Annotated in this window: 11 protein-coding genes; all 11 read left to right on the forward strand. The window is 32.8% G+C overall.

Going from position 1 to position 12,840, the window contains the following annotated elements:
• Positions 1-81 precede the first annotated feature (81 nt).
• Positions 82-708, forward strand: a complete 627-nt coding sequence (lolA2, locus tag BB050_RS07490; RefSeq protein WP_008465876.1) for a flexirubin biosynthesis/transport protein LolA2 — start codon at positions 82-84, stop codon at positions 706-708.
• On the forward strand, positions 674-1,309 hold the full coding sequence (gene lolB2 / locus BB050_RS07495) for a flexirubin biosynthesis protein LolB2 (protein ID WP_066033149.1): 636 nt from the start codon (positions 674-676) through the stop codon (positions 1,307-1,309). The genes lolA2 and lolB2 overlap by 35 nt, the downstream gene beginning before the upstream one ends.
• 37 nt (positions 1,310-1,346) lie before the next feature.
• Positions 1,347-1,934, forward strand: coding sequence for a porin family protein (locus tag BB050_RS07500; RefSeq protein ID WP_066033150.1), 588 nt, complete (start codon positions 1,347-1,349; stop codon positions 1,932-1,934).
• A gap of 2 nt (positions 1,935-1,936) precedes the next feature.
• Entirely contained in the window at positions 1,937-2,548 is a 612-nt protein-coding gene (locus BB050_RS07505) for an outer membrane beta-barrel protein (protein ID WP_066033151.1), read from the forward strand.
• Positions 2,549-2,553: 5 nt separating this feature from the next.
• Positions 2,554-2,925, forward strand: coding sequence for an ApeI family dehydratase (locus BB050_RS07510; protein WP_008465872.1), 372 nt, complete (start codon positions 2,554-2,556; stop codon positions 2,923-2,925).
• A gap of 2 nt (positions 2,926-2,927) precedes the next feature.
• Complete coding sequence (locus BB050_RS07515; RefSeq protein WP_008465871.1) at positions 2,928-3,413, forward strand: hypothetical protein; 486 nt, start codon at positions 2,928-2,930, stop codon at positions 3,411-3,413.
• 16 nt (positions 3,414-3,429) lie between these two features.
• Positions 3,430-4,605 carry a DUF2062 domain-containing protein gene (locus BB050_RS07520; protein ID WP_066033152.1) on the forward strand — a complete coding sequence of 392 codons (1,176 nt, stop codon included), beginning with the start codon at positions 3,430-3,432 and terminating at the stop codon, positions 4,603-4,605.
• An 89-nt stretch (positions 4,606-4,694) separates the two neighbouring features.
• A complete protein-coding gene (locus BB050_RS07525; RefSeq protein WP_066033153.1) occupies positions 4,695-8,369 on the forward strand; it encodes a 1-acyl-sn-glycerol-3-phosphate acyltransferase in 3,675 nt (1,224 codons plus the stop codon).
• The gene (locus tag BB050_RS07530; protein ID WP_066033154.1) at positions 8,369-9,886 is read left to right on the forward strand and encodes a phytoene desaturase family protein; all 1,518 of its coding nucleotides are present in this window, start codon (positions 8,369-8,371) and stop codon (positions 9,884-9,886) included. The genes BB050_RS07525 and BB050_RS07530 overlap by 1 nt, the downstream gene beginning before the upstream one ends.
• Positions 9,887-9,892: 6 nt before the next feature.
• Entirely contained in the window at positions 9,893-11,557 is a 1,665-nt protein-coding gene (locus tag BB050_RS07535) for a C45 family autoproteolytic acyltransferase/hydolase (protein WP_066033155.1), read from the forward strand.
• Positions 11,554-12,840 (forward strand): flexirubin biosynthesis putative acyl-CoA ligase FlxY, encoded by a 1,287-nt coding sequence (gene flxY, locus BB050_RS07540; RefSeq protein ID WP_066033156.1) that lies wholly within the window; start codon positions 11,554-11,556, stop codon positions 12,838-12,840. Before BB050_RS07535 ends, flxY begins: the two co-directional genes overlap by 4 nt.

The raw sequence follows: 12,840 nt of genomic DNA on the forward strand, positions 1-12,840 counted from the left end.
TAAAAACGAATTTTATTAAATTAAAATTCGTGAAAATTGGTGTAATTCGTGGCAGAATAATAAGCACATTTTTGAAAAAATATGAAAACTAAAATAGCATTACTCATTCTATTTATATCTAGCAATTTGTTCGCGCAAGAACAAAAAATGACCGATGCCGAAATCGCGTCTTTTAAGCAAGACGTGAATGTTGTGGCGAAAAAAATCAAAACCTTAACTACTGATTTTGTTCAGTACAAGCATTTAGATTTTTTATCGAAAGACATTGAAACTTCAGGAAAAATGGTTTTTAAAGAACCAGCTTTACTTCAATGGCAATATAAAAAACCGTACAACTACAGCATTACTTTCAAAAACGGAAAAATTTTAATTAATGACGAAGGAAAGAAAAGCGCCGTTGATATCGGAAACAGTAAAATATTCGCTCGAATCAATAAATTAATTGTGGGAAGCGTAAGCGGAAATATGTTTGATGACAAAGAATTTACGATTTCGTATTTTAAATTGAAAGGTCAGAATCTGGCGAAATTCATTCCGAAAGACGCGACGCTGAAAAAATATATCAAACAAATTGAACTGACTTTTGATAAAGAAGAAGCAACTGTTGTTCAGGTAAAATTGTTAGAATCATCTGAAGATTATACTAGAATTGTACTTAAAAATAAAGTGATCAATGCAAAAATCGACGATTCAGTTTTTACTAATTAATTGCTTTCTGACAATTGTTTTAATTTCTTGCGGCTCGGTCACAAAAAATTATACGCCTAAAAAATTAGATAAAACATCTTATACAGTTCCGTATTTCACAGATTCAAAAACCGATTATGTTTATAAAACCAATATCAGTGTTTACGGAAATGAATTGTCTGGAATTTTCATTGCCAAGAAAATAAACGACACGACACACCGAATTGTTTTTACTACCGAATTCGGAAATAAATTGATGGATTTTGAAATTTCAGAAACCGATTTTAAAATCAATTCTATTGTTTCAGAATTAGATAGAAAAATATTGATCAACACTTTAAAAGAAGATTTTAGACTGCTTTTAAAGAAAGAATATCCGATTCAGGAACAATTTGAAAACTCTTCAAATGACATTTACAAATCGGCAGATGGAAAACGGGACAATTATATTTTTATCTCCAAAAAAGATCAGAAATTAGAAAAGATAGTTCATGCTTCTAAAACAAAAGAAAAATTTACACTACTTTTCAATTCAGAAAACAATATTTTTGCTGAGAAGATCCAAATCATCCATCAGAATATTAAACTGAAAATTGAGCTGAATTATTTCAAATCAGAATAGAAAATTAAACAAACCATAAACTTTAAATCAATTAAAAATGAGAAATTTTGTTGTACTTGCATTTGTTTTATTAATCGGAATCCAGGCAGAAGCGCAGGTAAAAGTTAGCCCTGGACTTAGAGGCGGTTTGAATATATCAACACTAAGCAATATTGATGATAACAGTTCTAAAACTGATTTTTATGTTGGTGGATTGGTAAATATTAAATTCAATAGATTTTTTTCGGTTCAGCCAGAATTAAATTATTCAAGACAAGGTGATGAAGGAAGATACTTTGAAAATGGTCGTTATTATTCTGAAAAGTATGAGTTGAATTATATAACACTTGGAGCGGTTGCAAAATTTAACTTTAACGGTGGCGGTTTTCATCTGTTAGCAGGGCCATCTTTAGATTTAAAAGTTAGTGATAACTATATAAACACTAAACCTGAAGATTACGATCTTTCATTTGTTGGAGGTGTTGGTTATACTTTGCCAAATGGCTTAACTTTTGAAGCTCGATTCAAACAAGGGTTAATTGATATTTATGGTTACGATGGAATCGACGATGGTTATTATTATGATCAAGTAATTTTAAATCAGGTTTTCCAGCTTGGTATTAGTTATACGTTTAAAACTAAATAAAAATGAATAAAAGAATATTCTTCTTTTTTGCTGTTTTTTTTACGGTTTTAAATATTCAGGCTCAAGTATCGGCGAAACCTGGTTTAAGAGCAGGATTTAGTTTTTCGACCATTTCTGAAATGCATGCCGATTATAAAACTGATTTTTATGCTGGTGGTTTTACTGATATTAAGATTACAAAAATTTACTCGCTACAGCCAGAAATTAATTATAGCAGACAAGGTTCTAATAATGTTGCGCGAAATTATTATGACGAAGCTAGTCAAACCAATAAGATAGAATATTTAGATTTGGATATCAATTATTTGTCACTTTCTGTAATCAATAAATTTACTCTGCCACAAGGAATTCAGTTTCAAGCGGGACCAACTTTAGATATTTTATTAAATGATAATCTTGCGGTTAGAAAAGCACAAAATGATCTTGGTTTGGTTTTGGGTGTTGCTTATGCTCTGCCTTCTGGATTAACATTTGAAGCTCGATTTAAAAAAGGTTTGCTCGATGTTTTAAGCAGCGATTATTATCAAAATGACTCCAATAATTATTATTTATTTGGAGATTATAACACAAATATTAATTTTCAGTTAGGAGTTTCCTACTCATTTGGAAAATAAAAAATATGATTTTACAAGATTTTTATAAAATACTATCAGAAGAAAAAATATCTGATTCAAAATATATTGTTACCATTTTAGTCAATGAAAAACATGAGGTTTTTAAAGGGCATTTCCCTGGAAATCCAATTATGCCTGGTGTTTGCATGATTCAGATTATCAAAGAACTTACAGAATCGATTACCAAAAGTTCATTGATGATTCAGTCTTTGGCAAATGTAAAATTTATGGCACTTATTAATCCTGAAGTTACACCAGAATTAAGATTGGAGCTTGATGTTACAACAACTGAAGACGGTTTAGTAAAAGTGAAAAACACGACTTACTTTAACGACACAACAGCTCTTAAATTGAGTAATGTGTACAAAAAAATATAATTATGAAACTATTATTGACATTCCTTTTATGGGTTAGTTTTGCTGGAACGCCAGATTTGGCTTCGATCCGCAAAATGTATGCTGATGTAGCAAAATCAGAAAGCAATGCCAAAGATTTTGTCGCAAAACTTTCTGGAGTTTCAAATAACGATGATAAAATTTTAGTAGCTTACAAAGCAGCTTCAATTTTAGTAGATTCTAAATTTGAAAAGAAATTAAGGCAAAAAATGGATCGTTTTAAAGAAGGTGCAAAATTGCTTGAAGCAACGATAAAAAGTGACCCAAGTAATATTGAAATGCGAATGATCCGATTAAGCGTTCAGCAAGATGTTCCTGCTATTACGGGTTATAAGAAAAATATCAAAGAAGATAAAAAATTCATAACAACGTATTATGCATCACAAGGTGCCGCTTTGAAAGATTATCTTAAAGACTTTGTTTTACAATCTGAAAGTTTCTCTGAAAAAGAGAAACAATTTGTAAAGTAAGCTCAAAAAATACCACATGAAATCACAGCAAGAATTACTTAGTTCGATTCACTTTTGCGTTATTGTGCCTACTTACAATAACCAAAAAACACTGAAAAAAGTACTGGATTCTATTTTAGATTTCACCACAAATATTATCATTGTCAATGACGGTTCGACTGATTCTACTAGCGAAATTTTAAAATCGTATTCGCAAGTGACTCAAATTCATCATCCTAAAAATTTAGGAAAAGGACGAGCGCTAAGAAATGGATTTAGAAAAGCGTTGGAAATGGGTTTTGAATATGCCATTACAATCGATTCTGACGGACAACATTTTGCCGCTGATATTCCTGTTTTCTTGAAAGCAATACAAGACGAGCCAAACGCTCTCTTGATTGGAAGCCGAAATATGACACAGGAAAATGTTCCGAAGAAAAGCAGTTTCGGAAACAAGTTTTCGAACTTTTGGTTCAAGTTTGAAACTGGAATCAAGCTAGACGATACACAGTCTGGATTTAGATTATATCCGCTTCGATTGCTTCCAAAACGTTTTTTCACTAATAAATTTGAATTTGAAATCGAAGTTATTGTGCGTTCAGCATGGAAAGGAATTGTGGTAAAAAACATTCCGATTCAGGTTTTGTATGATCCTGCTGAAAGAGTTTCGCATTTTCGTCCGTTTCAAGATTTTACCCGAATTAGCATTTTAAATACGGTTTTGGTAACCAATGCCTTGCTGTATATAAAACCAAGAGACTTTTTTAGAAGAGCAAAAAAAAAAGGTTTTAAAAAATTCTTTCTAGATGATATTTTAGAAAGCAACGATTCTAATTTTAAAAAATCAGCTGCAATTGCGCTTGGTATTTTTATCGGACTTTCTCCTTTTTGGGGATTTCAAACCGTATTGCTTTTTACGTTTGCAGCTTTGTTCAGACTTAACAAAGTCATTGCTTATCTCACTTCAAACGTAAGTTTTCCGCCTTTTATACCGTTTATTATTTATGCTTCGCTTCAAGTTGGGAGTATTTTTGTCAGCAGCGAAACGCCACTGGTTTTGGACAGTTCAATAACTCTTGATGATATTCAAAAAAATGCTACGCAATATATCGTAGGAAGTCTTATTTTAGCAACCGTTTCAGCACTATCAGTTGGCTTTATAAGTTATTTGCTTTTAACGGCTTTTAGTTCTAAAAACAAAACAAATATTTAAGCTATGTTTCCTTCGAATTTCACAAATTAGCACAAATTAATTCGTGAAAATTCGTGAAATTCGTGGCTTAAAAAACTTAAGCGATAATCATGCATCAATATTTCTACGCCATTCATTTGTTTGTTAATCGAAGAAAATCTCTTTCGATGCTATTGGCTATTTTGATGCTTTTGGTTTTTGGATTTTTCGCTTCAAGATTAAAGTTTGAAGAAGACATTACCAAACTTATTCCAACAAACGACAAAACCGATGTTACCGCCAAAGTTTTAAAACAATTAAACTTTGCCGATAAAACCACCGTAATTTTTAGCTTAGATAAAAATGGTTCTGCAGATGATTTGAAGGAAATGGCAACCATTTTTTCAGACAGCGTTTCTAAGTCCTGCAAACCTTACATAACGGGAATTCAGGGAAAAATTGACGAAGAAAACATTCAAGAAACTATTGATTTTGTTTACAATAATTTGCCGCTTTTTCTAAATGACAAAGATTATGATGCTATAGAAAAGAAACTCCAAAAAGACAGTATTGCAGCAACCGTTCAAGGAAATTACAAATCGATTATTTCTCCGTCTGGATTTATTACCAAAGATTTTATTCTTCAAGATCCGTTTGGGATTTCTTTTATTGCTTTAAAAAAATTACAGCAATTAAATATTGGAGACGATTTTACTCTAGAAAATGGTTTTGTTATGACCAAGGATAAAAAGAAACTACTGCTTTTTATCACTTCGAATATTCCATCTAGCGAGACAGAAAAGAATACCATTTTTGCTGAAAAACTAAAATCAATTCAGGAAAATCTAAATACACAGTTTAAAGGAAAAACTTCTGTCAGTTATTTTGGTTCTGCTTTAATTGCCGTTGCCAATGCTAAACAAATTAAGGGAGATATTATTCTCACGACTTCAATTGCGATGTTTACCTTAATGCTAATCCTAATTTTATTTTATCGAAAACTGTTAATTCCGCTGATTATATTTTTGCCGACAGTTTTTGGAGGTTTGTTTGCGGTTGCGTTCCTATACTTCGTTAGAGAACAAATCTCAGCAATTTCATTAGGAATCGGTTCAATTTTACTCGGAATTACGATTGATTATTCCATTCATATTCTCACACATTACAAACATAACAGCGATGTAAAAACTTTGTACAAAGACATTACAATGCCTGTCATTATGAGCAGTTCTACAACTGCCGTTGCTTTTTTATGTCTGCTTTTTGTAAAATCGGATGCGCTAAATGATCTCGGAATTTTTGCCGCCGTTATCGTTATGGCTTCTGCTGTTTTTTCGCTTTTAATTGTTCCGCATTTATACAAACCAAAAGAAAATCCTGCAGATCATAAAAAGAATGTGATCGATAAAATGGCTCATTTTTCTTTTCACAATAATAAAATCTTAATCGCACTTTGTGTTATCATTACCATAATTTGCTGTTTCACTTATAATGATGTTGGTTTTAATAACGATTTATCACAGCTGAATTTTATTCCGAAAGAAATTAAAGCGGCCGAAAAACAGTTGGAAGAAAGTACGAGTTTAACTTCCAAAACGATTTATGTTGCTTCTTACGGAAAAACTATTGAAGAAGCTTTGCAGCATAACAGCAAACTTTTTGACGATTTATCCAAAGAAAAAAATCAGGAGAGAATTTTAAATTTCAGTTCTGTTGGCGGCATTGTGCTTGCTCAAAAAGAACAAATCGAAAAAATTGAAAAGTGGAATTCGTTTTGGACACCGCAAAAAAAACAATTCATACAATCAGAATTAATTGCTGAAGGTTCAAAACTTGGCTTTAAACCCACAACTTACAATTTATTTTTTGATCATTTAGATTTTGACTTCAAGCCTGTTTCGGCAGATGAATTTTTAAAAATTAAAGCACTTCAATTACAAGAATTTATAACCGAAAAAAATGGCTTTTATACCATTTCAACTTTAGTAAAAGTATCACCAGAACAACGAGATGCTTTTGTAAAATTGGCCTCTGCAAAAGAAAACGTAATTGCAATTGACCGTCAGCAGATGAACGAAACATTTTTCAGCAATCTAAAAACCGATTTTAATTCACTGGTAAATTATTCTTTTGTTGCTGTCATTTTAATTCTGTTTTTCTTTTTCCGAAGAATTGAATTAGTAATTATCAGCTGTATTCCGATTGCATTAACGGGAATTGTAACTGCCGGAATTATGGGCATTTTTGGCATTCAGATGAACATTTTCAGTATGATTGTCTGCACCTTAATTTTTGGTCACGGAGTCGATTTTAGTATTTTCATGACCAGTGCGTTGCAAAAAGAATACACCAATGGAGTCAACGAAATTGCCATTTATAGAACCTCAATTATTCTGGCGGTAATCACAACCATTTTAGGAATCGGCGCGATGATTTTTGCCAAACATCCTGCGCTTACTTCAATTTCACTAGTTTCATTAATCGGGGTCTTTGCAGCACTGATCATTACTTTTATATTCTATCCGATTTTATTCAAACTGTTTTTATCCAATCGCCCGAAAAAAGGAAATCCGCCATTTCAATTGCGAACTTTTGTTCATGGCGTAATTTCCTTTGCGTATTATGGTTTGGGCGGAATCGTAATGTCGATTTTCAGCTTTACGATTATGCCGATTTTGCCTTTCAGCAAAAAATCAAAAATGAAAACTTTCCGATATGTGATTTCAAAATTCATGAAATCGGTTTTGTATTCAAATCCGTTTATTCGCAAAAAAGTCGTTAATAATTTCAACGAAACTTTTGAAAAACCTGCCGTAATTATTGCCAATCATTCTTCTTTTCTGGACATTTTAGCCATCGGAATGTTAAGTCCAAAAATCATTTTCTTGGTAAGCGACTGGGTTTACAACTCTCCTATTTTTGGCGGTGTTGTGAGAAAAGCAGGTTTTTATCCTGTTTCTGAAGGTCTTGAAGGCGGAGTCGAACATTTGCGTAAAAAAGTAAACGAAGGATATTCTTTGATGGTTTTTCCAGAAGGAACGCGATCAGAAAATAATGTGGTAAAACGATTCCATAAAGGAGCATTCTTCCTTGCCGAAGAATTTAAAATAGATATTATTCCTATTGTTATTCATGGCGCATCAGAATTGATTCCGAAAGGCGATTTTGTCATTCATCACGGAAAATTGACGGTTACCATTTTAGAAAGAATCACGCCTGATAATCTTTCATTTGGAGCCAATTATGTTGAAAGAACCAAGCAAATAAGCACTTTCTTTAAAGCTGAATACCGCAAAATAAGACAAGAACTTGAAGGTCCTGATTATTTCAAAAAAATGCTTATTAACAGCTACGATTATAAAGAAATCGAGGTTGGAAATAGCGTGAAAAAGGATTTAAAACAAAACCTAGAAAGGTATTACAGCTTAAACAAATACATTCAGCCAAAAGCAAAAATCCTACATTTAGCAAATGATTTTGGGCAATTGGATGTTTTACTGGCTTTACAGGAACCACAGCGAAAAATATTTTCTTTTATAAATGATAAAGAAAAATTGCTGGTTGCCAAAACGAATTATATTGTTACAAAGAGAAAAATATTTTATCTCGACAATTTAGAATCGGCACTTGAAAATCATTACGATATTCTTTTAGTTTCAGACGAAGATTATCAGGATCAAATCGGGAAAATAATTTCGAAAGCTACTTCTATAATTTTAGTGAATTGTTCCCATTTAAGAAATCAGTTTGAGGATTTTGAAATTGTTTCTGAAGAAAATGCTTTATTAGTTTTAAAGAAAAAATAATGAAAAAACAATACGATGTAGTTATAATTGGCAGCGGTTTAGGCGGATTGGTTTCTGCCGTTATTCTGGCAAAAGAAGGCTACAGCGTTTGTGTACTCGAAAAAAACAATCAATATGGAGGAAATCTGCAGACTTTTGTAAGAGATAAAACCATTTTTGATACGGGAATTCATTACATCGGAGGTTTAGGCGAAGGCCAAAATCTCCATCAATATTTCAAATATATTGGAATAATGGATCATTTGAATCTGAAAAAAATGGACGAAAATGGTTTTGATATGATTTCTTTTGATGACGATAAAACCGAATATCCGCATGCGCAAGGTTTCGAAAATTTCATTCAACAGCTAACCAATTTATTTCCTGAAGAAAAAGAAAATCTAGAACGTTATTGCCAGAAAATAAAAGCGGTTTGCAAAACATTTCCGCTTTACAATCTGGAATCTCAAGGAAAATATGACGATGAAATTTTAATGCTTAACGCGAAAGAAACCATCGATTCTTTTACTGAAAATGAAAAGCTAAAAGCAATTTTGGCAGGTTCTAATTTTCTCTATGCGGGAATTCCTGATAAATCGCCTTTTTATGTTCATGCCCTTATTGTCAATTCCTACATAGAAAGTTCTTGGCGCTGTATAAATGGCGGAAGCCAAATTACCAAACAATTACTGAAACAACTTAAAAAATTTGGCGGTGAATTTTTTAAACATAAAGAAGTTACAAAAATTGAAGTTGAAGACCAAAAGGTAAATTCGATACAAATGAAAGACGGAACCAAGGTTTCGGGAACGTTTTTTATTTCGAATATCGAACCGAAAACGACTTTAAAAATGGCCGGCCAGGAAAATTTCAGAAAACCATTTTTCAATAGAATTCAAAATCTCGAAAATGTACTTTCTGCTTTTAGTTTATACATTGTTTTTAAACCTAAAACTTTCAAATACATCAATCATAATTATTACCATTTTAAAAGTGCAAATGATGTTTGGGCCGCACACGAATACGACGAAAATTCATGGCCCAAAACCTTTATGGCATGTATGAATCCGTCGAAAAAAGATGAGGAATGGGCAGACGGAATGACATTTTTGACCTATATGAAATATGATGATGTCAAAGCTTGGGAAAACACTTTCAACACTACTTTCGAAGAAAATGATCGCGGAGAAAGTTATGACGAATTCAAAGCCAAAAAAGCCGAAAAGCTTTTAAAAGAAATCGAAAAAAAATTCCCAGGCATAAAAGATTGCATCAAATCGGTTCATACTTCTACGCCACTTTCTTACCGCGATTACATTGGTGGAGACGGTGGAAATATGTACGGATATGTTAAAGATTCAAATAATCCAATGAAAACTTTGATTCCGAACAAAACTAAAATAGAAAATCTTTATCTTACAGGCCAAAGTATTAATATGCACGGTGTCTTGGGTGTTACAGTTGGAGCGGTCATAACTTGCTCTGAAATTGTAGGAAAAGAATATCTGCTGGAAAAAATAAAAAAAGCATCTGAATAAATTATTATGAAAAACCGCATCCTATATATTTTCTTCGTCGGTTTTTTTAGTTTGCTGATTTCCTGCGGTACTTCAAAATCAAAAAAACACACGCCTGATATTACCGCTTTCAACAATACAAAACCCATTGTACAAAAATTATCAGACAGCATTTTTCTTTCTGGAAAAAATTCGCTTTTAAAAAATAAACAAGGCCTTTGGGAATTATATGTAGAAGGTGATCCTCTCGAAATTGGACTTTCTACTGGTGCTTTGACTGATTCGCTTTTGCACAAACAGCAGCGCATTTTTTTCTCTAAAATTACCGATTTAATTCCGTCAAAATTTCAGCAAAAACTGCTTCGCCAGTTTCTGAAATGGTACAATCGAAAATTGTATTTGAATGTTCCCGACGAATATCAAACGGAGATTTATGGCGTTTCGCAATATACTTCGAATGATTTTGATAATATCGCACCTCAATATCAGCGCAGTTTGTATCTGCATGCAGCGCACGATATTGGGCACGCTTTGCAAGATTTGGCTCTGGTTGGCTGTTCTTCTTTTGCTGCTTGGAATGAAAAATCGGAAGATGGAAATTTAATTCTTGCTCGAAATTTTGATTTTTATGTGAATGACGCTTTCGCGGAAAATAAAATCGTGGCCTTTATAAAACCAGAAGAAGGTTATCCGTTTATGATGGTCACTTGGCCCGGAATGATTGGCGCCGTTTCTGGAATGAATTATGAGGGGTTGACCGTAACGATAAATGCTTCGAAATCTAAAATTCCACTTAGCGCGAAAACCCCGATTTCAATCTTGACCCGCGAAATTTTACAGCATGCTAAAAATATAGACGAGGCTGTTGCAATCGCAAAAAAAAGAAAAGTATTTGTCTCTGAATCGATTATGGTCGGAAGTGCCAATGACAACAAAGCGATTTTAATTGAAGTTTCGCCAAATAAAATGGACGTTTATAATGTTTCAAATAGCGATCAATTAATTTGTTCAAATCATTTTCAAGGTGAAGCTTTTAAGGAAGATAAAAGAAATCTGGAACAGATTGCCAACAGCCATTCTGAATATCGTTACGAAAGAATGAAGGAATTGCTATCTGAAAATCCAAAAGTAAATCCTGAAATTGCTTCGGAAATCCTTCGAAACAAAGAAGGCTTAAAGGACATTTCTTTAGGATATGGAAATGAAAAAGCGCTCAATCAATTGCTTGCCCATCACGGAATTATATTTAAACCAAAAGAAAAATTGGTTTGGGTTTCGGCAAATCCCTATCAATTGGGCGAGTTTGTCTGCTATGATTTAAATGAGATTTTTGGAGAAAACAAAAATACAGTAAAATCTTTTCAAAAGGAAAATTTAAACATTGCCAAAGATCCTTTCTTAGAAACAACTGCCTTTCAGAATTTTAAAGAATTCAAAATAGAAGATCATAAAATGGACTCGATTTTAAAAAAGAAAGAAACTGTTTCTCCAGAATTTCTTGAAGATTATCAAGCACTAAACCCTACTTATTGGGTTGTATATTATAAGGTAGGATTGTACTTTTACCAAAAAAAGGAATTTCTTCAGGCAAAGCTTAATTTTGAAAAAGCTTTAAGCCACGAAATCACTACAGTTCCCCAAAAAGAAGAGATTGAAAAATATTTAAAAAAAGTCAAAAGAAAAGTACAATGATTCCAGCAATAGAAAAAGATTCTTTAGAAGAGATTAAAATTTTTCAAGAAAAAAAATTAGCCGAACTTTTAGCTTATATCGGCGAAAATTCTCCTTTTTATAAAAGACTTTTTGCGGGACAGAATATTGATATTTCGAAAGTAAAAACGCTGGAAGATTTACAGCATTTACCTGTTACCACCAAAGAAGATTTACAGCAATATAATGATGATTTTTTGTGTGTTCCACAACATAAAATTATCGATTACGCCTCAACATCGGGAACTTTAGGAGATCCTGTTACTTTTGGCCTAACCGATTCTGATTTGGATCGTTTGGCTTATAATGAAGCGATTTCTTTTGCCTGTGCCGGAATTGCAGAAGGCGATGTGGTGCAATTAATGACTACAATTGACAGAAAATTTATGGCTGGTTTGGCTTATTTTCTAGGTTTAAGAAAACTGAAAGTTGGCGTAATTCGAGTTGGAGCCGGAATTCCAGAAATGCAGTGGGATTCTATTTTAAAATACAATCCTAGTTATTTGATTACTGTTCCTTCATTCCTTTTGAAATTAATTGAATACGCCGAAATGCACGGAATCGATTATAACAATTCGAGCATAAAAGGTGCCATCTGCATTGGAGAATCTTTGAGAGAACAGGATTTTTCAATGAATATTTTATCAAAAAAAATTACAGATAAATGGAATATTAAGTTGTTTTCGACTTATGCCTCTACTGAAATGAGTACTGCTTTTACAGAATGCGAACATGGAAAAGGCGGACATCATCATCCAGAATTGATCATTGTAGAAGTTTTAGACGAAAATAATCAGCCTGTAAAAAATGGTGAAACTGGAGAACTTACTTTTACTACTTTAGGAATTGAGGCGATGCCTTTACTGCGTTTCAAAACAGGCGATATGGTTCAGTTTCATGACGAGCCTTGCGCTTGCGGAAGAAATACTTTACGTGTTGGCCCAGTTGTTGGACGCAAAAAACAAATGATCAAATATAAAGGAACGACACTTTATCCGCCAGCGATGAACGATGTTTTGAGCAGTTTTGACAATATCGAAAATCATTTAATCGAAATCTCTACCAACGATTTAGGTACTGATGAAATCCTAATTAAAATTGCCGTTAAAAATCAAACCCCAGAATTTTTACAGGAAATAAAAGATCATTTTAGAGCCAAATTAAGAGTTACGCCAAAAATAGAATTTGCTTCAAAAGAAGTTTTAAATCCGTTGGTCTTTAATCCAATGAGCCGAAAACCAATTCGATTTTTTGATTATCGTTAA

Source organism: Flavobacterium anhuiense, assembly GCF_001705175.1.
Lineage (GTDB): Bacteria > Bacteroidota > Bacteroidia > Flavobacteriales > Flavobacteriaceae > Flavobacterium > Flavobacterium anhuiense.